This window comes from Collinsella aerofaciens (assembly GCF_015670745.1).
Taxonomy (GTDB): domain Bacteria; phylum Actinomycetota; class Coriobacteriia; order Coriobacteriales; family Coriobacteriaceae; genus Collinsella; species Collinsella aerofaciens_T.
Genome location: NZ_JADPCH010000002.1, coordinates 20,194 through 43,682, shown reverse-complemented (window position 1 = coordinate 43,682; position 23,489 = coordinate 20,194). Strand labels below are relative to the sequence as shown.

At 59.4% G+C, this 23,489-nt stretch carries 21 protein-coding genes; 20 read left to right on the top strand and 1 reads right to left on the bottom strand.

All coding sequences use genetic code 11. The annotated features are described in order from the left end of the window. Positions 1 to 27: 27 nt before the first annotated feature. The gene (gene ftsH / locus I4W07_RS01135; RefSeq protein ID WP_171021520.1) at positions 28 to 1,920 is read left to right on the top strand and encodes an ATP-dependent zinc metalloprotease FtsH; all 1,893 of its coding nucleotides are present in this window, start codon (positions 28 to 30) and stop codon (positions 1,918 to 1,920) included. Positions 1,921 to 2,001: 81 nt separating this feature from the next. Next, positions 2,002 to 2,457: a 2-thiouracil desulfurase family protein gene (locus I4W07_RS01130; protein WP_196025324.1), complete on the top strand. Its 456-nt coding sequence runs from the start codon at positions 2,002 to 2,004 to the stop codon at positions 2,455 to 2,457. Between the two features lie 50 nt (positions 2,458 to 2,507). Here the strand turns inward: I4W07_RS01130 and I4W07_RS01125 are convergent, their stop codons facing one another. Next, on the bottom strand, positions 2,508 to 3,590 hold the full coding sequence (locus tag I4W07_RS01125; protein ID WP_196025323.1) for an iron-containing alcohol dehydrogenase family protein: 1,083 nt from the start codon (positions 3,588 to 3,590) through the stop codon (positions 2,508 to 2,510). Positions 3,591 to 4,100: 510 nt separating this feature from the next. On the opposite strand from I4W07_RS01125, the gene ileS reads away from it, so the two are divergent. From ileS to I4W07_RS01035, 18 genes are all read left to right on the top strand, one after another. Continuing rightward, positions 4,101 to 6,878 (top strand): isoleucine--tRNA ligase, encoded by a 2,778-nt coding sequence (gene ileS / locus I4W07_RS01120; protein ID WP_230317414.1) that lies wholly within the window; start codon positions 4,101 to 4,103, stop codon positions 6,876 to 6,878. 222 nt (positions 6,879 to 7,100) lie between these two features. Next, positions 7,101 to 7,700 carry a signal peptidase II gene (gene lspA, locus I4W07_RS01115; protein ID WP_230317407.1) on the top strand — a complete coding sequence of 200 codons (600 nt, stop codon included), beginning with the start codon at positions 7,101 to 7,103 and terminating at the stop codon, positions 7,698 to 7,700. Beyond that, complete coding sequence (locus I4W07_RS01110) at positions 7,700 to 8,713, top strand: RluA family pseudouridine synthase (RefSeq protein ID WP_195621333.1); 1,014 nt, start codon at positions 7,700 to 7,702, stop codon at positions 8,711 to 8,713. The genes lspA and I4W07_RS01110 overlap by 1 nt, the downstream gene beginning before the upstream one ends. Positions 8,714 to 8,795: 82 nt before the next feature. Then, complete coding sequence (locus I4W07_RS01105) at positions 8,796 to 10,091, top strand: glycosyltransferase family 2 protein (protein ID WP_196025321.1); 1,296 nt, start codon at positions 8,796 to 8,798, stop codon at positions 10,089 to 10,091. 81 nt (positions 10,092 to 10,172) lie between these two features. After that, positions 10,173 to 10,595 carry a prepilin peptidase gene (locus I4W07_RS01100; RefSeq protein ID WP_006233998.1) on the top strand — a complete coding sequence of 141 codons (423 nt, stop codon included), beginning with the start codon at positions 10,173 to 10,175 and terminating at the stop codon, positions 10,593 to 10,595. Between the two features lie 31 nt (positions 10,596 to 10,626). Next, complete coding sequence (locus I4W07_RS01095) at positions 10,627 to 11,874, top strand: deoxyguanosinetriphosphate triphosphohydrolase family protein (RefSeq protein WP_196025320.1); 1,248 nt, start codon at positions 10,627 to 10,629, stop codon at positions 11,872 to 11,874. A 60-nt stretch (positions 11,875 to 11,934) separates the two neighbouring features. Further along, positions 11,935 to 13,284, top strand: a complete 1,350-nt coding sequence (locus I4W07_RS01090) for a replication-associated recombination protein A (RefSeq protein WP_196025319.1) — start codon at positions 11,935 to 11,937, stop codon at positions 13,282 to 13,284. A gap of 100 nt (positions 13,285 to 13,384) precedes the next feature. Continuing rightward, positions 13,385 to 13,972 carry a hypothetical protein gene (locus I4W07_RS01085; RefSeq protein ID WP_196025318.1) on the top strand — a complete coding sequence of 196 codons (588 nt, stop codon included), beginning with the start codon at positions 13,385 to 13,387 and terminating at the stop codon, positions 13,970 to 13,972. Continuing rightward, on the top strand, positions 13,965 to 14,342 hold the full coding sequence (locus I4W07_RS01080) for a hypothetical protein (RefSeq protein ID WP_022094590.1): 378 nt from the start codon (positions 13,965 to 13,967) through the stop codon (positions 14,340 to 14,342). Before I4W07_RS01085 ends, I4W07_RS01080 begins: the two co-directional genes overlap by 8 nt. A 1-nt stretch (position 14,343) precedes the next feature. After that, positions 14,344 to 15,135: an RNA polymerase sigma factor SigF gene (locus I4W07_RS01075; protein ID WP_022094589.1), complete on the top strand. Its 792-nt coding sequence runs from the start codon at positions 14,344 to 14,346 to the stop codon at positions 15,133 to 15,135. Continuing rightward, the gene (locus I4W07_RS01070; RefSeq protein ID WP_196025317.1) at positions 15,132 to 16,154 is read left to right on the top strand and encodes an AI-2E family transporter; all 1,023 of its coding nucleotides are present in this window, start codon (positions 15,132 to 15,134) and stop codon (positions 16,152 to 16,154) included. The genes I4W07_RS01075 and I4W07_RS01070 overlap by 4 nt, the downstream gene beginning before the upstream one ends. Next, positions 16,151 to 16,540 (top strand): hypothetical protein, encoded by a 390-nt coding sequence (locus I4W07_RS01065; protein WP_196025316.1) that lies wholly within the window; start codon positions 16,151 to 16,153, stop codon positions 16,538 to 16,540. Before I4W07_RS01070 ends, I4W07_RS01065 begins: the two co-directional genes overlap by 4 nt. Positions 16,541 to 16,692: 152 nt before the next feature. Continuing rightward, entirely contained in the window at positions 16,693 to 19,350 is a 2,658-nt protein-coding gene (gene alaS, locus I4W07_RS01060; RefSeq protein WP_196025315.1) for an alanine--tRNA ligase, read from the top strand. A 17-nt stretch (positions 19,351 to 19,367) separates the two neighbouring features. Next, the gene (ruvX, locus tag I4W07_RS01055) at positions 19,368 to 19,796 is read left to right on the top strand and encodes a Holliday junction resolvase RuvX (protein ID WP_035138185.1); all 429 of its coding nucleotides are present in this window, start codon (positions 19,368 to 19,370) and stop codon (positions 19,794 to 19,796) included. Next, a complete protein-coding gene (gene mltG / locus I4W07_RS01050; RefSeq protein WP_230317406.1) occupies positions 19,789 to 21,222 on the top strand; it encodes an endolytic transglycosylase MltG in 1,434 nt (477 codons plus the stop codon). The genes ruvX and mltG overlap by 8 nt, the downstream gene beginning before the upstream one ends. A gap of 1 nt (position 21,223) precedes the next feature. Next, positions 21,224 to 21,721 (top strand): YqeG family HAD IIIA-type phosphatase, encoded by a 498-nt coding sequence (locus tag I4W07_RS01045; RefSeq protein WP_148331347.1) that lies wholly within the window; start codon positions 21,224 to 21,226, stop codon positions 21,719 to 21,721. Between the two features lie 8 nt (positions 21,722 to 21,729). Next, positions 21,730 to 22,263: a shikimate kinase gene (locus I4W07_RS01040; RefSeq protein WP_006233986.1), complete on the top strand. Its 534-nt coding sequence runs from the start codon at positions 21,730 to 21,732 to the stop codon at positions 22,261 to 22,263. Then, complete coding sequence (locus tag I4W07_RS01035) at positions 22,260 to 23,369, top strand: dehydroquinate synthase/iron-containing alcohol dehydrogenase family protein (RefSeq protein ID WP_196025314.1); 1,110 nt, start codon at positions 22,260 to 22,262, stop codon at positions 23,367 to 23,369. The genes I4W07_RS01040 and I4W07_RS01035 overlap by 4 nt, the downstream gene beginning before the upstream one ends. The last annotated feature ends 120 nt before the right edge of the window (positions 23,370 to 23,489 follow it).

Here is a 23,489-nt window from a genome sequence, read left to right as displayed (position 1 = left end):
CAACCCCAGTAGATGGAGTTCAAGCAGATGGAGATGGATGACAACAAACGTAGACGGAATATGATCCTCTACGTGCTCATCGCCTTCGTCGTCTACCTCGTGCTCTCGACCGTTCTGTTCCCCAACATCGGTCACACGCAGCAGATTACGAAGACCGATTATTCGACGTTTGTCAAAGCGCTCGATAAGAAGAGCGTCGACAAGGTCGAGTACAACACGGACGATTACTCGATTTATTACACCAAGAAGGGCGAGGACGAGAACATCGCCTACAAGACGACCGGTGTGCCGAATGATGCGGGCTTTACCGATCGCGTGCTTGAGTCCGGTGCTTCGCTGGAGTCGGTCGTTCCCGATAAAAACTCGGGTCTGATGACCTACTACCTGCTCACCCTCATTCTTCCCATGGCGATTTTCTTCCTCATCGGTTGGTGGCTCAACCGCCGTATGAAGAAGGCTATGGGCGATGACGGCCCGTCGATGAACTTTGGCGGCGGCGGTTTTGGCGGCGGCGGACTGGGTAAGTCCGGCGCGCGCGTGATCGCCTCCAAGGACGTGGGCGTGACCTTTAAGGACGTCGCCGGCCAGGAAGAGGCCAAGGAGTCTCTCAAGGAGGTCGTCGACTTTCTGGAGAAGCCGCAGCGCTACGAGGAGATCGGCGCCAAGCTGCCGCGCGGTGCTCTCCTTGTTGGCCCTCCGGGTACTGGTAAGACCCTGCTTGCCAAGGCTGTTGCCGGCGAGGCCGGTGTTCCGTTCTTTAGCATTTCGGGCTCTGAGTTCGTTGAGATGTTTGTTGGTCGCGGCGCTGCAAAGGTTCGTGACCTGTTTAAGCAGGCCAAGGAAAAGGCCCCGTGTATCGTCTTTATCGATGAGATCGATACCATCGGTAAGAAGCGCGATGGCGGCGGCTTTAGCGGCAACGACGAGCGCGAGCAGACGCTCAATCAGTTGCTGACCGAGATGGATGGCTTCGATAACCACAAGGGTATCGTTGTCCTTGCCGCAACCAACCGCCCCGACAGTCTCGATCCGGCGCTGCTGCGCCCCGGTCGTTTTGACCGCCGCATCCCCGTCGAGTTGCCCGATCTGACCGGCCGTAAGAACATCCTCGAGCTCCACGCCAAGAGTGTGAAGACCGAGCCGCCGATCGATCTGACCGCGATTGCCCGCGCCACGCCCGGTGCCTCGGGCGCCGACCTGGCCAATATCATCAACGAGGGCGCCCTGCGCGCCGTTCGCGAGGGTCGCAAGCGTGCAACCCAGGACGACTTCGAGGAGTCGGTGGAGGTCGTCATTGCCGGCCAACAGCGTAAGTCCACGGTGCTTTCCGACCACGAGAAGCAGGTCGTTTCCTACCACGAGATCGGCCATGCCATCGTCGCTGCCCGCCAAAAGGGTTCCGCGCCGGTTACCAAGATCACCATCGTGCCGCGCACGAGCGGTGCTCTTGGCTATACCATGCAGGTCGAGGAGGACGAGCGCTTCCTGACGACACGCCAGGAGGTCTTGGACAAGCTTGCCGTCTACTGCGGCGGCCGTGCGGCCGAGGAACTCATCTTTGGCGAGATGACGACCGGTGCCGCCAACGATATCGAGCAGGCCACCAAGCTCGCCCGCAACATGGTGACGCGCTTTGGTATGTCCGACGAGTTTGGCATGATGGCGCTCGGTACCGTGCAGAACGCGTATCTCAATCAGGACACGTCGCTCACCTGCGCCCCCGGTACGGCCGAGCGCGTGGATGCGATTGTCGCTAAGCTGATCGAGGACGCGCACGATCGCGCCCTGCAGATCCTGAAGGAGAACAAGTTTAAGCTCCACGAGCTGGCTCGTTATCTGTACAAGAAGGAGACGATCACGGGCGAGGAGTTTATGAATCTCCTCACGCGCGAGAATCCGCTGATGCCCAAGCAACAGTAAAGCCGCGGTCGAGCCAGTAAACGCCGACGCCCCATTTGAGCAGCTTTCTCAAATGGGGCGTTTTGCTTGAGAGGGATGGAAATGAAGATCGTGGTGAGCGCCTGTTTGATGGGCGAGAGCTGCAAGTATAACGGGCTCGACAACTATCATCGCGAGTTGGTAGAGGCCTGCGAGCGTACAGGGACCGAGGTCCTCTTGGTTTGCCCTGAGGTCTTTGGGGGCCTGCCCACGCCGCGCAAGCCGTCCGAGATTGTGAACGGCGAGGTCCGTACCTGCGAGGGTACCTCAGTCGATCGCGAGTTTCGCCAGGGTGCTCAGCGCGCGCTTGATATGTGCGAGCAGGCAGGCGGACCGGAAGAGATAGTCGCGTGCATCCTTCAGGACCGCAGCCCCTCGTGCGGTGCGGGTCACATCTACGACGGCACCTTTAGCGGTACGCTCACCGCGGGCAACGGTGTTTTCGTCGACCTGCTGCTGCGTCACGGGTACCGCGTGATCCCGGCAAGCGAGTTCGACCCCAACATGCTGGATCAATAAAAAACCACCAGAAAGGTGCCTGTCCCCTTTGTGGTGGTTTTGGGCCAGTCCTAGAGCGTGTGGCCGTAGTCGTTGGCAGCCTTGATGGCGGCGGCGAATTTTTCGTCGGTGAAGGGCTCGGGGTTTCCCTGCTTCCACTCGTTGGTGGCGTGCGCGTATTCGCACAGGGCCGGGATGTCCGCCTCGGTAAGGCCAACCTGCTCAAGCGTTACGGGCAGCCCCATCTGCTTGTTAAAGGCGGCGTAGCGCTCAAGGTTCTCGGTATCGCCCGTATAGGCAAACAGTACCAGCACGCCCAGGCTCACGACCTCGCCATGCAGGTAGGTGCCCTCACGCGGAATGCTGCAGGTAGCGTTGTAGAACGCGTGCGCCACGCTCGAGTTGTAGTAGTAATCGTTCTGGTTGGTCAGGTTCGAGACATAGCCCGTGTTGACCACGATGTCGAGCGCGATCTGCTTGACGGCCTCGCTCGACAGATTCTGGCGCACATCCTCAAGACCCTGCACACCATAGGTAAACAGCGGCTCGGAGCAGGTATGGGCGAGTGCTAGGCCAAGGCCTGCCGTGTGCTCTAGGTTGCCGGCGCTCGTGGCGTATTCGACCTCGGGCTGCTTAGACAGGGCATCGCCCACGCCGGCCCAGAAGTACTCTGCCGGTGCCTCGGCGATGATCTTGGGGTTGATGAAGATGTGCGCGGGTCGGTTGGGGTACGAATAGCCCTCGAGCGAGCCGTCGACGTTGTACACGACGGCAATGGCGGTCGCGGCGGAGCAGTTAGAACAGATCGTCGGGACGGTGAAGACGATCTTCTTGAGCTCGATGGCTGCGGTCTTCACGGTGTCGAGTGCCTTGCCGCCGCCGCATGCGATGAGCACGTCGGCTTCCTGGCAGGCAGGGGAGTTCACGACCTTGGCGATATTGGCACGCGTACTGTTGGTGCCATAGACGCGCGTCTCCAGGACCTCGACATCGGTACCTTCAAGTGCCGCCTCGATTCCCGGCAGCGCCGCAGCCAGGGCTCGCTTGCCGCCAATGATAGCGACCTTGGTCGCTCCGTACTCGGCCAGTGCGGCGGGCAGCTCGGTAAAGCAATCCTCGCCAACGGTATAATCACTCATTCCAATCGTGCGCATGGCAACCTTCTTTCTTTCGATAAAGTGCTTTCAGGTATTTTGCTCCTAGAGAAGGTCCACAGCCGCGAGAAATTTCGAACGTATAAAACCAGTGTTGAGGGTTTTTCGCCGGCGCGGAACGTGCTAGCATACTCCGCATAAGCGTTGATGGGGACGAGTAGTCGGCCGTCCGAATGCTACAGAGAGCGGGGAGCGCTGAGAACCCGTGCATGCGACCGATGAAAATCACCCCGGAGCTGCGGTCCCAACGGGCGCGCCGTACAGGCACGTCTTAGTAGATATCGCCGAGATGGTCGTCGATATAGGCCAGCCGAGTAACGGATGCGAGCGCGCGAATACGCGGGCGAGGGCATCTAAGCTGGGTGGTTAAGCGAAGAGCTTTTGCGGGCGTACAGTCCGTTTCGTGGCGCTTCGTCCCAGCTTGTAGGGACGGGCGCTTTTTTGGTGCCCAACGGGCGTGCGCGCCCACGATATGAAAGGGGTACCGTGGCAAACGAGTACAAGCAGACGATGAATCTGCCCAAAACCGGTTTTCCCATGCGCGCCGGTCTTTCCAAGTCCGAGCCCAAGCGACTCAAGGACTGGCAGGACAACAAGGTCTACGAGCAGGTTCTGAAGAAGAACGAGGGTCATAAGAAGTTCGTGCTGCACGACGGTCCTCCGTACGCCAACGGCCCGATCCACATCGGCCACGCCATGAACAAGATCTCCAAGGACATGATCAACCGCTACTGGATGATGCAGGGTTATGAGGTTCCTTATGTCCCCGGTTGGGACTGCCACGGCCAGCCGATCGAGCACAAGGTCGAGGAGAAGCTCGGCACCGAGAAGTTCAACCAGACCCCCACGGCCAAGATTCGTGAGCTCTGCAACGAGTTCGCTGTCGAGAACATCGAGCTCCAGAAGGCCGGCTTCCGTCGTCTGGGCGTGCTCGGCGACTGGGACAACCCCTATCTGACGCTCTATCACCAGCATGATGCTGCCGATATCGAGGTCTTTAAGGCCATGTTCGATAAGGGCATGATCTATCGCGGCCACAAGCCGGTTCACTGGTGCAAGCACTGCCACACCGCGCTGGCCGAGGCCGAGATCGAGTACTCCGACGAGACGAGCCCGTCCATCTTCGTGCGCTTTGAGATGACCTCCAAGCCCGCCGGCCTCGAGAACTTCGATGGCCCGGTCGACTTTATCATCTGGACGACCACGCCGTGGACCATCCCCTCCGACCAGGCCGTTTCCCTTAAGCCCGGCGCCGCCTATGTCGCCGTTGAGCACGATGGCCGTGCCGAGGTCATGCTTGAGGACCTGGCTCCCAAGTGCTGCGAGGAGTTTGGCTGGGAGTACACCCCGGTTATGGTCGACGGAAAGCCCTACGTGGTTCCCGCCGAGACCTTCCACCACATCCACTACAAGCAGCCGATCTTTGACGGCGTTGAGGGCGTGGCGCTGCTGGCCGATTACGTCGGTGTCGATGACGGTACCGGTATCGTCCACAACTCGCCCGGTCACGGCGTCGATGACTACTTCGCGTGCCTCAAGGAGGTCATCACCGACATCTGCATGCCGGTCGATGACGACGGCAAGTTCTACACCGGCGAGGAGTTTGGCACCGGTGGCCCCTTCAGCGGTATGGATACCGATGAGGCCAACCCGCACATCATCGAGTTCCTGCGCGAGCGCGGTACCCTGGTCCTCGAGAAGAAGATTACGCACAGCTATCCGCACTGCTGGCGCTGCAAGCACCCGGTGCTCTTCCGTGCTACCGACCAGTGGTTTGTCTCGATGGACAAGACCGGCTTGCGTGAGCAGGCTGGCAAGGAGGTTCGCGAGAACGTCAAGTGGTATCCGGCTCACGCCGCCAACCGCATCGGCGCCATGGTCGAGCAGCGTCCCGACTGGTGCATCAGCCGTCAGCGCAACTGGGGCGTGCCTATCCCGAGCTACACTTGCGCCGACTGCGGCGAGAAGGTTATGAACGACGCCACGCTCGACGCCGTCATCAAGCTCTTCCACGAGAAGGGCTCCGACGCCTGGTTCACCGACGCTCCCGAGAGCTACCTGGGCGAGGCCTGCGTCTGCCCCAAGTGCGGCGGCCATCACCTCAAGGCCGATAAGGACATCCTCGACGTGTGGTGGGATTCCGGCGTCTCCTGGAAGGCCGTCTGCGAGTACCGTCCCGAGCTGGAGTATCCGGCGGACGTGTATCTCGAGGGCTCCGACCAGCACCGCGGTTGGTTCCAGAGCTCGTTGCTCACCTCGGTGGGTGCCAATGGCCACGCTCCGTACAAGGCGGTCGTCTCGCAGGGCTTCACCCTCGACGGCCAGGGTCGAAAGATGTCCAAGTCGCTCGGCAACGTCATCGACCCCAATAAGGTCTGCGACGAGATGGGCGCCGACATCATCCGTCTGTGGGTTGCATCTGTCGATACCAGCTCCGACGTGTCCATCGACCACGAGATTCTTGCTCGTACGTCCGATGCCTACCGTCGTTTCCGCAACACGCTGCGCTTCCTGCTCTCCGAGCTCGAGGGTCAGTTTGAGCCCGAGACCGACGGCGTCGCCTTTGCCGACCTGCTGCCGCTCGACAAGCTCATGGTTGCCCGTCTGACCCAGGTTCAGGCCGAGGTCGACGATGCCTACGCCAGCTACGAGTTCCCGCGCGCCTACCGTGCGCTCTACGACTTCGTGGTTACCGAGCTCTCCAACGTGTACCTCGACGCCCTGAAGGACCGTCTGTACTGCGACAAGCCCGGCTCGCTCGAGCGCCGCAGCGCCCAGACCGTGCTGGCCGAGCTCTTCTCGATGCTCATGCGCGACCTGCAACCGATCCTGTCCTACACGGTTGACGAGGCCATGGCATATGCGCCCGCCGGCTGCGTCGACCACCAGAAGTACGCCGCGCTGCTCGATTGGTACAAGTCGCCCATCACGGTCGATGAGGCCAACGAGTTTGAGGGCGTGCTCGAGGCTTCTCTTGAGCTCCGTAGCGCCGTGACCAAGGCCCTTGAGGATGCCCGTTCTGCCGGCACCTTCACCAAGAGCCAGCAGGTTCGCGTCAAGGCGGTCGTTCCCGCCGAGATGTACGCGCTGCTGACCGGTGATAAGGCCGTCGATCTGGCCGAGTTCTACATCGTCTCCGATGTAGAACTGACCCAGGGCGAGGAGCTCTCCGTTGCCATCGAGGCAGCCGAGGGCGAGTGCTGCGACCGTTGCTGGAACTACCGCACCACCGTCGGCGAGTACAACGGCCACGCTCACATCTGCGAGAGGTGTGCGAATGCCCTTTAAGGCACGGTAACTCGGCATTTTAGTTATAGGTAGAATTTGGGCGCCTTCGGCCCATTTGCTCCGCTGAATAAAAGCGGCATTCTGTTTTTCGGAATGCCGCTTTCTTTTTATGCTGGTTATTTCGCTTGTGTTGGTGGATATGTCGTGCGCTCTGCATGTGGCAATATAAGATGGATAATTGCGTTAAACGGAATTCGATTGTTCTGAGGGTAGGGGATTTCTTTGGGTCGTGCTGGGGATATGACGCCGCCTTTGCGTTGGCGGTTGGGTGTTGCTGGTGGGGTGGCGCTGGTTGTGCTGCTTGTTGACCAGCTAACCAAGCTTGCGGTCCGTGCCGTGGGCGACGCTTTTCATGTGACCGTCATCCCCGGTGCCATCGACTTTATGTTTGTCCGCAATATCGGCGCTGCCTTTAGCATGGGCGAGGGGCATGGCATCGCGTTTGCCGTGCTGGCGCTGGCGGTCATTGTCGCTATTGCCGTGTACCTCGTTCGTGCACCCCAGCTCGCCCATCTTGAGGTTGTGGGCATGGCGATGGTTGCGGGCGGTGCTATCGGCAACGCTATCGATCGTTTGGCCTTTGGCTTCGTGACCGATTTTATTGCCACCACCTTCATCGACTTTCCCGTCTTCAATGTGGCCGATATCGGCATTACGGTCGGTGTTGTGCTGGCGCTTATCGGTTACATGTTCTTGAGTCCCGCCGCTCGCGAGGTCGATGCGACTGCTGAGCTCAATGCCCGTGATGAGGCCCGCGCTAAGCGCAAAGCCAAGCAGCGTGGGGAGCGTGCCCGCAAGATTCGCGAAAGGAATGAGCGTTAATGGCCGACATCCATATTCTTGTTGCCGACGATTGCTCTGGCCAGCGTCTCGACGCCTTTCTGGGTGCCAACGACGGCTGCCCCACGCGCTCTGCCTGCGCGCATCTGATCGAGGGCGGCGCCGTAATCGTGAACGGCGAGACCTGTCTGTCAAAAAAGTATGCCGTACGCGCCGGTGACCGCATCTCGGTCGACCTGCCCGAGCCGCACGATCCCACCGATGTGATTCCCGAGGCCATCCCGCTCGACATTCGCTATGAGGACGACTATCTCATTGTGCTCTCCAAGCAGCGCGGGCTGGTGTGCCATCCCGCCCACGGCCACGAGAGCGGCACGCTTGCGAACGCCTTGGTCTACCACTGCGGTATCGATCATCTTGGTACCGTGCAGGGTGAGGACCGCCCCGGCATCGTGCATCGCCTGGATCGCGATACCTCGGGCCTTATGCTCGCGGCAAAAGACGACGACACCCAGCGCGCGCTTCAAAATCTCATTCGCACGCGTACGCTCGACCGCCGCTATATCACGCTTGTCCACGGGCACATCGCCATGGACGAGGGCACCATCAATACCGGTATCGCCCGTTCTACGCGCGACCGCGTCAAGATGGCGGTTTCGGACGACCCCTTTGCCCGTCAGGCCATTACGACCTTTAAAGTCCTCGAGCGCTTTGATTCCACGCGCTTTGACGATGGTTATACGCTCGTTGAGTGCCATCTGTTTACCGGTCGCACGCACCAGATTCGCGTGCATATGCGTCATATCAACCACGCCTGCGTGGGCGATCCACTCTACGGCAAGTGCGATGCGCGCGCCGACCAGGGCCTGACCAGGCAGTTCCTTCATTCCTGGCGCGTGGCGTTCGACCATCCCGTGACGGGGGAGCGCATTGAGTGTCGCGACGAGTTGCCGTGGGATCTCGCTGCTGTTCTCGACGATCTGGCTCCGCGCTCGCTCGGTCGCACGGCCGTTGGAGATGAAATCGTTCCGCAGCTCGGTCTTCTCGAAGCCTAGCCAGTATTAGGTGGTTTCTTGAACTCGGTAAGCCTGCGGTAAGATATACGATTGTTTACGTTACGCGTTGCTGGGAGCCTGCATGCTCGCCTTTTTACAAACCAACACACCCATCGTGATCTTCAACCAGATTGTCGTCACGCTGCTCACGGTCTGCTTTCTGTACCAGGTGGTCTTCTTTGTCATTGGCGCTCTTCGTGGCGAGGTCGCGCCTCCCAAGGCCAAAAAACTCCATCGCTATGCCTTTTTTATCGCGGCGCATAATGAGGAGGCCGTGATCGCCAACCTCGTTCGCTCCATCAAGGACCAGGATTATCCGTCCGAGCTCATCGAGGTTTTCGTGGTCGCCGATGCCTGCACCGACAACACGGCGCAGCTCGCGCGCGAGGCCGGTGCCATTGTTTACGAGCGCAATGACCTGGCCCGCAAGGGCAAGAGCTGGGTCATGGACTTTGGCTTCGACCGCATTCTCAACGAGTATCCCGACACGTTTGAGGGCTACTTTATCTTCGATGCCGATAACGTTATCTCCCGCGATTACGTTTCCAAGATGAATGATGCCTTTGACCAGGGCTTCCATGTGGTCACGAGCTATCGCAATTCCAAGAACTTCGGCAGCTCGTGGATCTCGGCTGCTAATGCCACGTGGTATCTACGCGAGGCGCGCTTCCTCAACAACGCGCGTAATATCTGCAAGACGTCCTGCGCTGTTTCGGGTTCGGGTTACCTTATCTCGTCAAGCGTTATCGAGGGCATGCACGGTTGGCAGTTCCACACGCTGACCGAGGACATTCAGTTCACTACGTTCTGCGCTATTCACGGTATTCGCATTGGCTATGCGCCGGCGGAGTTCTTTGACGAGCAACCCGTGACGTTCAAGGCATCCTGGAAGCAGCGTATGCGCTGGACCAAGGGCTTTTACCAGGTGTTCTTTACCTACGGTAAGCATCTGGTCAAGTCGACGTTCCGCTATCATCGCTTTGCCGCCTACGACATGTTCATGACGATCGCCCCGGGTATGCTGCTATCGCTGATCTCGATGCTCGCTAATGCGACGTTCTTGATTGTGGGTGGCCTTTCGCATGGTTTCTTGGCTACCGAAGTCGAGATGCAGGCGTGCGCCGCTTCGCTCATTTTGACCTTCGCCATGATGTATCAGACCTTCTTTATCCTGGCGCTGCTCACGACTATCTTTGAGTACAAACACATTCACTGCGCGCAAAAGTGGCGTCTGGTGACTAACCTGTTTACCTTCCCGATCTTTATGTTCAGCTATATCCCCATCACGGTGGCCGCGCTGTTCCTGAAGGTCGACTGGGTGCCGACGCAGCACGCCGTCAACGTTACCCTTGACGAGGTCATGCAAGGCGCCAAATAACCACCACCAAAACCACCGCAAAGGGGACAGGCACCTTTGTGGTGGTTTTTGCTTTTGCGATGCAGCTCGAGGAGGAGTCCGATGGTCTATATCCCGTTTTGGATTTGCATCTTTGCCGGCGTGGCAATTGATGCCCGAGAGCGACGGTTTCCCAATGGGCTTGCCGGCGCATGTGCCGTGACGGCGTTGGCGGGCGTTTGGCTCGACCTCGGTTTGAACACAGCGCTTGACCACGCCGGTCTTGCGGTCATCGTCTACCTTGGCCTTGTGCTTACCGAGTCGCTCTGGCGTAGAGTTCGCCACGCTCCTGGCATTGGCATGGGGGACGTCAAGGCACTCTTTGCCCTTTGTACCTTCGATCCCCTGGGCGGCGTTGTCGCGTTTGCGGTTGCGCTCCTGACCCTTGCCGTCGCTTGCCTCATCGCAAAATCGCGCTCCCTGCCATTGCTCCCGTTTTTAGTGCCGATTTTTGCCATAATCGAGGTCGTGGGCTGCACTTTGTAACCGATTGCGCATCCTTTTTAAGGAGCATGCCATGGAATCTAATCAAGAAACGGCCGTCATTAAGGCGCGCATGGACCGTATTCCCTCGGCGTTGTCGCCCGAGCTTGTCGAGCGCATTGCCGCCGATCGTGCTTCGGGCTATGTCAACCCGTATCGTTGCAACGATGATCAGGTCATCCGTCGTGTTGATCGCGCCGCCGACAAAGGCACGCTTATGCGTCCGGCGTTTATGCGCGATACCGGAAAGATACTTCATCTTCCGGCGTACACCCGTTATGCAGGCAAAACGCAGGTCTTTAGCTTCCGTAGCAATGATGATCTTTCACGCCGCGGTTTGCACGTACAGCTTGTCTCCCGCATTGCGCGCGATATCGGTCACGCCCTGGGGCTCAATTGCGATCTGATCGAGGCGATTGGCCTGGGTCACGACTTGGGACACACGCCTTTCGGCCATGCCGGCGAGCGCTTCCTCAACGATATCTATCATGAGCGTACGGGGCGTTATTTTTTCCATAACGTGCAGTCGGTTCGCGTGCTCGACGCGTTGTATGGCCGCAACGTGTCGCTCCAGACGCTCGACGGCGTGCTATGCCATAACGGCGAGTACGAGCAGCGTGTGTTTGAGCTCTCGGACATGGGCTCCTTTGACCAGTTTGACCAGACGGTTGAGGATTGCATTGCCACGGGCTATAGCGCAATTGAGCATCTGCGTCCCATGACGCTCGAGGGCTGCGTCGTTCGCATCTCGGATATTCTTGCCTACGTCGGTCGTGACCGTCAGGATGCGATCGCGGCGGGCCTGCTTTCGCCCGACGCTTTTGATGATGGCCGGGGCGGTGCCTACAACAGTTGGATCCTCACGCATGCCTCCATCGATATCGTTGAGCACAGCTATGGTAAGCCGCGCATCGAGATGAGCGAGGACCTGTTTGAGGAAATTCGCCGAGCCAAGCGCGAGAACTACGAGAAGATCTATAGCAAGGGCGGTATCGAAGGCGATTCCGAGGCGGAGCTGCGCGAGGCGTTCGTAAAGCTCTACGACCGTTGCCTGCGGGATCTAAACAGTGGCGACGAGTCCTCTTACATCTTTAAGCACCATATTTCGCGCATTGAGCAGCAGCTTTCCTACTATGATCGCACCTATGCCTGGCAGGACGACAAGGATCAAGCCGTGGTGGATTATATCGCGAGCATGACGGACGGTTATTTCTGCGAGCTGACGAGCAAGCTGTTCCCTGGTCTGGAGTTTCCGCACCGTACCTATATTAACGAACGGTAGTTCGTATTAATTCGGTATACTGTTAGTGGAAAACGTTTTTGATTGATGCACGGGATGGCTATGGACGACCTTTTTTCTGCCTCGACGCGCGAGCGTTCCTTTAAAAATGCGCCGCTCGCGGTGCGCATGCGACCCAATTCGCTCGACGAGTACGTGGGCCAGCAAAAGGCCGTCGGTAAGGGTTCATGGCTGCGTGCCGCGATCGAGCACGACGTGCTTTCGAGCGTGATTCTGTACGGGCCTGCCGGTACGGGCAAGACGACGCTGGCCCACATTATCGCCAACCATACCAAGAGCGAGTTTGTCGAGGTCAGCGCCGTCACGGGTACCGTGAAGGACCTGCGTCGCGTGATTGATGAGGCCAAGACGCGCTTGAATACGTACGACCGCCGCACCATTCTATTCATCGATGAGATTCACCGCTTCTCTAAATCGCAGCAGGATGCCCTGCTGCATGCAGTTGAGAACCGTACCGTCATTATGATTGGCGCTACGACGGAGAACCCGTACTTCGAGGTCAACTCGGCACTGCTCTCACGTGGTCGCGTCGTGGAGCTTGAGCATCTGAAGGATGAGGATATCGCCACGCTTATTGAACGTGCGCTTGAGGCGCCGCAGGGCTTGAACGGTAAGTTCTCGGCCGATGAGGATACGGTCAAGACCATCTGCACGCTGGCAGCGGGTGACGCTCGCTCGGCGCTCACGACGCTCGAGCTTGCGAGCGAGATTGCCGTCACGCGTCCCGATACCGAGGGAACGCCAGCGCCCGCGGCGGGGGAGCGCTATCCCATCACCGTGGATGACGTAAAGATCGCCAACCCGCGTCGCGGCTTTACGTATGACAAAAACGGCGACATGCACTACGACATCATCAGTGCGTTCATCAAGTCCATGCGCGGTAGCGACCCCGATGCCACGATCTATTGGCTCGCGCGCATGATCGATGCTGGGGAGGATCCTAAGTTTATCGCTCGCCGCATTATGATTCACGCTTCTGAGGATGTTGGCAACGCCGACCCGCAGGCGCTTTTGGTGGCGCATGCCGCGTTTAAGTCTGCCGAGGTCATTGGCTATCCCGAGTGCCGCATTAACCTGGCTCAGGCTGCACTCTATGTGTGCTTGGCGCCAAAATCCAACGCGTGTGAGGCTTCGATCGATGCGGCGCTGGCCGATATACATTCTAGTGGGCTTCGCGAGGTGCCGAGTTATCTGCGCGATCGCCATCGCCCGGGCAGCGATGAATACGGTGTGTATAAATACCCGCACGATTATCCTGAAGGCTGGGTCGATCAGCGCTATTTGCCCGAGGGGCTGGAGCGCGGTGCGTTCTGGCAGCCTGCCGGGCGCGGCTGGGAAGAGTGGCGCGTAGAGCAAAGCGAACGTGACCGCAGCGGGAATGCACCGAAGTAGCTGCTGATAATTTTGTCCCACGTTGCTGCTCTTGGCATGTTCGGTCCCCTTTGGGGTACCATGAAAAGCGTCTGTATTTCGATTCTTCCGGGAGGCTTGTATGAGTCCCATTCAAATCGCCCTGCTGCTGCTCGCCGTTGCCGGCGTGTGGGCCATCGCTGAGCTCGCGCTTACCCTGCGCAAGACCCGCAATGTTGTTGACTCGCTCGATAAGACCGTGAACGACCTCAACAACACCATCGCCGAGGCTCAGCCTGTGGTGGCAAAGCTCGATGGCGCTGTCGATGAGCTTACGCCGGCGCTTGCCCAGATGGAGCCGCTGCTTAAGTCGAGCAAGACGGCAGTTGATGCCCTTACCTCCAATCTCGTAGAGGTCGAAGCCGTGGTTCGCGACATTTCCGAGGTTACGGGCAGCATGGCCGAGGCCAGCAATGCTGTGTCGAGCGTGACCGACTCTGCCGCCGGTGCTGTGCAGAAGCTCTTCAATAAGGTGAAGGCTCCTGCAGCTGAAGCCGAGCGCAAGCTTTCCGCTGCCGCCGAAGAAGCCGAGCAGCCGACCGAGCGCGTCTTGATTGGCGAGGACGAGGGCGCCGCGGGCGACGATGATGGCCAGAAGTCTGTAGCCAAGCCGGCTCAGTATTACACCTATACACCCTCCGAGACCTCTGAGGAGTCCTGCGATGAGTAGCGAAGCAACCTGCCCCATCACGCTGACCGTTGCCGGTGACCCGCGTCTCGCTCGCCTTGTGCGCATGACGGCAGCCAACGTTGGTGCCCTGTGCTCTATGTCTGTCGATCGCATCGAGGACATCCGTATGGCTGCCGAGGAAGCCTTCATCTTTGGCTGCACGGCTGTTGATTCCGACGATATCTCGATCAAATTCGATGTCGACGAATCGCACGTGGGCATGACCTTTACCTTTGGCGATCAGGCGACTGTCGATGAGGATGACCAGGCAGCGGTATATGCCGAACTCATCCTCGCGAGCGTGTGCGATTCCTACGAAAAGACTGCGGCGCCCCTGACGCTTTCCCTCGACCTCAAGGCGGATATCTAATATGACCGAACGTTCCCGGAGCGGCAAGACCGCTTGGGACAAGGAGAAAACCCGCGAGCTGTTTCGTCGTTACAAGGAGACCGGTGATCCGGACGCCCGTGAGCAGCTCGTCATGTCCCATATGAACCTGGTAAGGTTTCTTGCCAACAAATTTAAGAATCGCGGCGAGCCGCTCGACGACCTCATGCAGGTCGGCTATCTGGGTTTGCTCAAGGCTATCGACCGTTTTGACCCCGAGCGCGGGCTCGAGTTCACGACGTTTGCAACACCCACTATCCTGGGCGAGATCAAACGCCATTTCCGCGACAAGGGCTGGAGTGTGCGCGTTCCGCGTCGTCTGCAGGAGCTCTCGGCCAAGGTCAACCAAGCTACTGACAAACTTACCAACGAGCTGCAGCGTTCGCCCAAGGTTGAGGAGATCGCTGAGTATCTAGATGTGACTGTCGATGAGGTCCTCGAGGCTATGGAATCGTCTTCGGCCTATACTTCGGTGCCCATCGAGGCTCCTGGTGCGTCCGATTCCGACGATGCCCCCTCGATTCTCGACCGTTACGCCGACGACGACAACGAGCTCGACTTTACCGATGACCGTCTAGTGATCGAGGAAGCCATCCGTGATTTCTCGCCGCGCGAGCGCGAGGTGATCGAGCTGCGCTTTGTGAAGGGCATGACCCAGATTGAGATCGCCAAGAAGCTTGGTATTTCTCAGGTGCAGGTTTCGCGTCTGCTGCGCCGCACGCTTAAGAAGATTCAGGACAAGATCGACCCCGACGGAGTGATGATTCGTTCATGAGTGAGCACCCCCAACAAACCGATCGCGTGCTGCGCGACACCCGCATTCTGACGCTGCGCATTTGGGCTGTTGTCGGCTGCATTGTTATTGCTGCTGTCATCTTTAACCTTATTGGCATCCTGGCACCGGTTATCGAGTTTCTCGCTGTTGGTTCCATCATTGCCTTTGTGATGTCCCCGATCGCCAACTGGCTCGAGCACCATGGCGTGAATCGCGGCATCGGTTCGCTTATCGCGCTTATTGTTGTTGTTGCCGTGCTCGTCGGTGTCGTTTGCATCTTGTCGCCGATTCTCTTTGGTCAGATCATGGAAGTCCTGAGCCGCCTGCCCGAGCAGCTTCGTGTTGCGGGAGGCGACCTCAATGAGATGATCTCGCATGCCAAGACGCTCAACAACACGCCGCTCAAGGAGTATTTGGACGATAATCTTTCGTCGTTGGTTACCGTGGCATCGAAGTATGTGTCTCAGATCGCTGCCGAGCTTGGCCGCGGTGTGTTCCCGCTCATCACCAATACGGCTTCGCAGTTATTCGTGATCTTCCTTGGTCTGGTGCTTGCCTACTGGATGGCTTGCGACTACCCTCGCATGCACCACGAGATCTGCACCATCATCGGTCAGGAGAAGGAGACCTCGTACCGCTTTATGGTCGCCATCCTTTCTCGCTCTGTCGGCGGCTACATGCGCGGTATGGTCGTGACGTCTATCTGCGGCGGCATCTTGGCCTTTATCGGTTTTATGATCATCGGCCATCCGTATGCGGCGCTTATGGCTATCTTTACCGGCATCATGCATTTGGTTCCGGTCGTCGGTCCTTGGGTGAGCGCAGCAATCGCCACAGTGCTTGGTTTCATGTTCAGCCCCATGTTGGCGTTATGGACGCTCATCGTGACGATGGTCGCGCAAAACGTCACCGATAACGTGATTTCGCCTAAGGTTATGCAGAGCTCGGTGCAGGTGCATCCCATCATGAGCCTCACGGCGCTCGTTATTGGCTCGGCACTCATGGCCCCATCGGCATGATTATTGCCATCCCGCTATGTGCGGCCCTCAAGGGTATCTTCGTGTACTACTTCGAGAATGAGACCGGCCGCCAGCTTGTGGCTTATGACGGCGCCGTGTTTAAGGGCACGCCGTACCGCGATGCCGATGGCAACCCGGTCGCCGCCTACGACGCGCTCGGCGACGACACCTTCATCTACGAGTCCGAGCTCATCGGCAACGAGACTGCGCCCGAGGCCAAGGCCATGCCCAAGCCCGAGCTCGATAATCCCTGGATTAAGCTCTCGGGCCTGCAGCCCGATGCGACCGGTTTCTTCAAGAACCCCTTCGCCAAGGACGATGACTCCAACTCGGACGACGATACCAAAACCGGCATCGACGGCTCCATGGACGATGACGACAACTAGTGGGGTTATTCGGTTTAATATTCATACGCGCTAACATGCAATTTCGCTGAAGGGCCGGCATTGTGCCGGCCCTCTTTTTTGCATGGGCGCGGCGGGATGGTAATATCGTTACGTTTGAACTGTTTCGATGTGAAACCGAGGAGATTCCCTCTATGAGTGCTGACTACCCGTCAATGACTACGGCCGAGATTCGCTCCAAGTTCCTCAACTTCTTTGAGGAGCGCGGTCTTAAGCTCTATCCTTCTTCGTCCCTCGTCCCCGACGATCCTTCGCTGCTGCTTGCCAACGCCGGCATGAACCAGTTTAAGGAGTACTACCAGGGCAAGAAGACCATGAAGGAGATCGGCGCGATTTCCTGCCAGAAGTGCGTCCGCACCAACGACATCGATTGCATCGGCGAGGACGGCCGTCACCTGTCCTTCTTCGAGATGCTCGGCGATTTCTCTTTTGGCGGCGTTTCCAAGCAGCAGGCCTGCGCTTGGGCCTTTGAGCTCATTACCAAGGAGTTCAAGCTGCCGCTCGACCGCCTGTACTTCACCGTCTTTACCGAGGACGACGAGACCCACGATGTGTGGCGCTCCCTGGGCGTTGCCGAGGATCACATCTCCCGCCTGGGCGAGGACGACAACTTCTGGGCCGCTGGCCCCACCGGCCCCTGCGGTCCGTGCTCTGAGATCTACTTTGATATGGGCGAGGAGGTCGGCTGCGGCAGCCCCGACTGCAAGCCTGGCTGCGACTGCGACCGCTTCTTGGAGTTCTGGAACCTCGTCTTTACCCAGTACGACCGCCAGGAGGACGGCTCCATGCCGGAGCTGCCGCACCGCAACCTCGATACGGGTATGGGCCTGGAGCGCATGGCCGCCATCATGCAGCATAAGACCGCCAACTACGACGGCGATCTGATGCAGCACCTCATCAAGCTCGGTGAGAAGATCAGCGGCAAGACCTATGACGCCGATGACTACTCCGGCGCCAGCCGCTCGCTGCGCATCATCGCCGATCACTCCCGTGCCGTCGACTTCATGATCTCTGACGGCATCCTGCCCGGTAACGAGGGCCGCGAGTACGTCCTTCGCCGCCTGCTCCGCCGTGCCGTGTTCCACGGTCGCCTGCTGGGCATCGAGGGTGCCTTCCTGACCAAGTTCATCGACGAGGTCAACGCTCAGATGGGTGAGGCCTACCCCGAGCTGCTTAAGAACGTCGCCCTCGTCAAGGGCATTGTCGCCTCCGAGGAGGAGCGCTTCTCCACGACGCTCGACAACGGCCGCGTCTATCTGGACGAGGCTCTGGCAGCGCTTTCCGAGGGCGCCGTGCTTCCGGGCGATGTTGCCTTTAAGCTGCACGACACCTTTGGTTTCCCCATTGACCTGACCGTCGAGATCGCCGGCACCGCTGGCCACGACGTCGACATGGATGGCTTCACTGCCTGCATGGAGGACCAGAAGGCTCGCGCCCGCGCCAATGCCAAGGGCGACGCCTGGGGCAGCTTCAACGACGTGTGGGTCGAGCTTTCCGACAAGGTCGCTGCGACCGAGTTCGACGGCTATGACAACGATGCGATCGAGGGTGCCAAGGTTGTCGCCATCGTTCGCAACGGCGAGTTCGTCGAGTCCGCTGCCGCCGGCGAGGACGTCGAGGTTGTGCTCGACCGAACCCCGTTCTATGCCGAGATGGGTGGTCAGCAGGGCGATGCCGGCAAGCTTTCCGCCGAGGGCGTTGTTCTGACCGTTGCCGACACCAAGAACCACAACGGCCTGTATGCCCACGTCGCGCACGTTGCCGATGGCACGCTGACTGTCGGCGCCGCTGTTACCGCCGCGCTCGACGCCGAGCGCCGTGGCTTCCTGCGCCGCAACCACACCGCCACGCACCTGCTCGACGCCGCCCTTAAGCAGGTCCTGGGCGAGCACGTCTCCCAGGCCGGCTCGCTGGTGACGCCCGAGCACCTGCGCTTTGACTTTACGCACTTCGAGGCCCTGTCCTCCGAGCAGCTCAAGGCTGTCGAGGACCTGGTCAACCAGCAGATCTTCGCTTCCAAGCCTGTCGTGACCCGTGTCATGGGCATCGACGAGGCCAAGGCTGCCGGCGCTGTCGCCCTGTTTGGCGAGAAGTATGGCGACGTCGTCCGCGTTGTCTCCGTGGGGGCTGAGGACCAGCCGTTCTCCCGCGAACTCTGCGGTGGCACACACGCTGCCAACACCGCCGAGATCGGCCTGTTCAAGATCATTTCCGAGTCCTCCACGGGCTCCAATGTCCGCCGTATCGAGGCCGTGACCTCTAAGGGTGCCCTCGACTATATGGCCGACCGCTTGGCACTCATTGACGCCGCTGCTACTGCGCTCAAGTGCCGCGTGGATGAGGTTCCCGCTCGCGTGGAGAACCTGCAGGCCGAGCTGCGCGAGACGTCCAATAAGCTCAAGAAGGCTCTGACCGGTGGCTCCTCCGACGCCATCTCCAGCGCCATCGAGGGCGCCGTCGAGCTCGACGGCTATAAGCTCGTTGTCGCTGAGCTCCAGGGCCTTGAGGCTGCCGACCTGCGCAACGTATGGGATACCGTGCATCAGAAGGTCGCCGGCCCTGTCGCTTGTGTCGTCGCCAGCGTGACTGAGAAGGGCACTCCGGCCCTGCTCGCTGCCGGCTCCGATGACGCCGTCAAGGCCGGTTTCCACGCTGGTAACGTGATCAAGCAGATCGCGGGTCTGGTCGACGGTCGCGGTGGCGGTCGTCCCAACATGGCCCAGGCCGGTGGCAAGAATGCTGCCGGCATCGCCGATGCCCTCGCGGCCGCTAAGACCGCGCTCGGCGCCTAAGAATCTAAGAAGTCGCTGTGGTTGCGCTCGCGCTGGACATAGGGGAGACCAGGATTGGCATCGCCGTCTCGAGCCGTGATGGCAAGATGGCGATGCCTGTCAAGGTGCTTCCGGCTGCCGAGGTCACCGGTATGGCCAAGACGTTCCGCTACCTGGTTGAGGACTATGAGCCCGACATCCTGGTAAGCGGACGTCCCCTGACCATGGCCGGTGAGCCCGGCCCTCAGGCCGAGCGCGTTGCCGCTGTGGCGCAAAAGATTGCCGACGAGCTCGATCTTCCGTTGGAGTTTGAGGACGAGCGTCTGTCCTCGCAAGAGGCTAAGCGTATCCTGCGCGAGCAGGGACTCAACGAAAAGCAGATGAGGGGCAAGATCGACATGATTGCCGCCAGCCTGTTTTTGCAGACGTGGCTCGATCGTAAAAACGAGGAGGTTTCGCATGCCTAGCGCTTCCGATCCGCGCCAGCAGAATCGTACACGGCAGCCGGCGTCGCGCCCTGCCCAGCCTGGCCAGCGTCCGGCACAGCCGACGCAGCGTGCAGCTCAGCCTGCCGCGCGCCCGGCGCAGTCCTTCTCTCATTCGGCCCAACCTGTTCAACGGACGGGTCAGCAGCCTTCTGCTCGTTCGGTTCAGCATTCGGCTTCTCACGCGGCTCAGCAGCCCACTGCTCGTACGGCCCAGCCAGCAGGCGGTACCCGCTTTAAGCAGCAGGCACCTACCCAGCGAACTCAGGCCCCTCAATCGCATTCGCATCACGCTCGCGGTTCGCATGGCGTTGCTCCGGCGACCCGCTCGAGCTACAACACGCATGCTCGTCGCGGTGCTCAAAAGAAGAGTTCTCCGGTTCCGATGATCATCGGCGTTGTGGTGTCGGTGCTCGCGCTTGCTGCGATCGCATTCTTTGTCGTGCCGGCCGTCAAGGGCTTCTTTGCCGGTGAGGATACGAAGGTCACGGCTGGTCAGCAGGTTACGGTGACCATTCCCGATGGTGCTTCGGGCGATACTATCGCCTCGATTCTCTCCGAGAACCATATCGTCGAAAATCCCAAGGATTATTATGCGGCGGTGAAAAAGCTCAACGCCGATATGTCGCTCAAGCCTGGTGATTATTCGTTCACCACACTCATGGATGCGACCAAGGTTGTTCAGCAGCTCATGGAAGGCCCCAACGCGGGCTCCAGTGCGCTGACTATCCCTGAGGGCCTGACGGTCGATCAAGTCGCCGACCGTGTGGCCCAGGCCTACGACAGCATCTCTAAGGAAGACTTCCTCAACCAGGCCAAGGCCTCCAACTACGTGGACGACTATAGCTTCCTTAAGGGCGCCGCCAACGATTCGCTCGAGGGTTTCTTGTTCCCCAAGACCTATTCGTTGGGTGATTCGCCGACGGCCGATGGCGTGATTCGCGCTATGCTCGATCAGTTTAAGACCGAGTACAAGTCGCTTGACTTTGCGAGCTGCGAAGCCAAGATCAAGGAACGCTACGGTGTGGAGATGTCCGACTACGACATCATCAACTTGGCCTCTATCGTTGAGCGCGAGGGCCTCAACGCCGATCAACGTGCGCATGTGGCCTCGGTTTTCTACAACCGCCTTGCCGGCAAGCTCGATGGCCTGCGCTATCTCAATAGCGATGCGACTATGATGTATGTCACCGGTGGCGAGGTTACCGCCGACGACCTGCAGAGCGATAGTCCGTATAACACCTATAAGCATGAGGGCCTGCCGCCCACGCCCATCTGCTCTCCGTCGCTCGAGGCGCTCAAGGCCACCCTTGAGCCGACCGACTCTGATGACCTGTATTTCTACATTACGCAGGACGAGGAGTACTTCTCGCAAACCTACGAAGAGCATCAACAGTCTTGGAATTAGCATGAGGATTTTTAGCCCCAAACGTTACGTTGCCTCGGTCGATCGCATCGACCTTGATACCCTTTGGGCCGACGGCAAACGCGCCATTCTGCTCGATCGCGATAACACCCTGGTGCCGCGCGACACCGAGCAGGTTCCCGCCGCGGTTTCCGCTTGGCTCGATACCGCCCGCGCCAAAGGCTTTAAGCTGTGCATGGTGTCCAACAACTGGCATCGCGACCAGGTCATGGCATCAGCACGCGAGCTGGGACTCGAGGCCATCAGCCACGCCATGAAGCCGGCGCCGTTTGCCCTCAAGGCGGGTCTTAAGCGCCTCGGCGCCACGGTCGACGAGGCGGTGCTGATCGGTGATCAGCTCTACACTGACGTGTGGAGCGGTAATTTCGCCGGCGTCGATACCATCCTGGTAAAGCCGCAGGCGACGCAGGACCTGTGGTATACGCAGATCTTCCGTATCTTTGAGCGCCGGGCCCTGCGCGACCTTCCCTGCGAGGAATAGGTCTCGCTATGTCCCAGCACACCAAACACGGCTGCGACCATATCTTCTTTATCGGCTTTTTGGGCGCGGGCAAGTCGACGCTCGCGCGCAACGTCGGCACCATGTTCAAGCGGCGTTTTATCGATACCGACCGCCTGGTCGTGCGCCGTTGCGGCAAGTCGGTAACCGAGATTTTTGAGACCGAGGGCGAGGATCGTTTTCGCGAGCTCGAGACCTCGGCGCTCCGTTCGCTCCAAAGTGAGCGCAGCCTGTTGGTTTCGTGCGGGGGCGGTATCGTCGAGACACCGGTGAATATTGAGCTGATGCACGAAATGGGTACGTGCGTGTACCTCGAGGGCGACTTCGAGGATTCGATTCGCCAGATTCGTCGGTCCGACACGCGCCCCGATTTCCGCTCGCCTGAGCATGCCGCGCGCCTGTTTGAGCATCGCCGTCCGCTGTATCGCCAGGCTGCCGACCTTACCCTTGATATTCGCAACAAGTCCTTCGAGGACGTTTCCTACCTTTGTGCCGAGATGCTTTTGGAGCGTGGGCTGCTATGATTCGCCGTCAACTGATCAATTTCCAAAACCGCAGCGTCGATGTCCGTGTCGGATTGGGTGCGTTCGATGAGCTGTCGCGTATGTTTGCCTCGGCCGTGGGCAAGCCTAAGCGCGCGATGGTCGTTTGGAACACCGCCACATCCGAGCGTTTTGGTGAAGTCGTCGAGCATGCGCTGGTCGACGCCGGTTTTGCCGTGTCGCCGCTAGTCCTCGAGGTTTCGCCTGCTGGTGCCACGCTGGCCGATGCTGATGCTATCTTTGGCGCCCTGTCTGCCAACGGCGTTACCTGCGACGATCTGGTTGTCGCCGTTGGCGATGCCGCAACCTGCTCGGTTGTTAGCTGGTGCGCCAACCAGTGGTGTGGCCGAACCGAGTGCGCGCTGCTGCCGACGACCTTCGACGCCATGCTCACGGTCGCGACGACCATGAAGCCGCTTGTCGCCTCGTCGGCCAATGCGCTTCCCGCTATCGCGTTCCGTCCCGAACCGGGTTTGGTCGTGTGTGACCTCGATCTTGTTCGCGAGGCGGACCCCGAGGACCTCAAGCTCGGCTATGCGGTACTTGTTGGCACCATGCTTTCGAGCAGCAAGTCCCGCTGGAATCAGTTTATTGAGACCGTCCCCGAGATTCTCGCGGGCGAGGAGGTCGCGCTCGTCAATGCCGTTCAATGGTCTCAGACTGCTCGCAAGGACGTACTGATGGCCACGAACCCGAGCGCCCGCCATGCGCTCGATTTTGGCAAGACGGGGGAGCGTACCTTGCGCGCTTGCTTGGGCGATGCCGCTTCGCAGGTCCCTGCCTACCAGCTGTTGTCCGAGGGCATGCGCTTTGAGGCGCGCCTTGCCCACGACGCCTGCGACTTCGATATCGATTACGTCTTTGAGGTCGATGACTGTCTGGAGGACTTTGGTATCGAGGAACTTGCCTTCGATCTGGAGCCTGCCGCATATATCGAGGAGTTCCGCAGACAGCAGTTCGCGCGCTCAAACCGCAGCATGCTGCCGCTGCCCGCGGCACTCGGCGCAATTCGCCTAACGAACGTTGAGGACGAGGTTCTTGAGCGCCATGCTCACGCCTACTTGGCTTCTCGTAAAGAACTTCTCTAAGATTTATTGACTTCCATCGTCTTTCGTATCATGTTGAGGGGCGGGTTTTCAATCGGTTGCGGATCGCATGCGATTCCGTCGTTCGGTTGAGACCCGTCCCGTCTATCTTGAGACAACAAG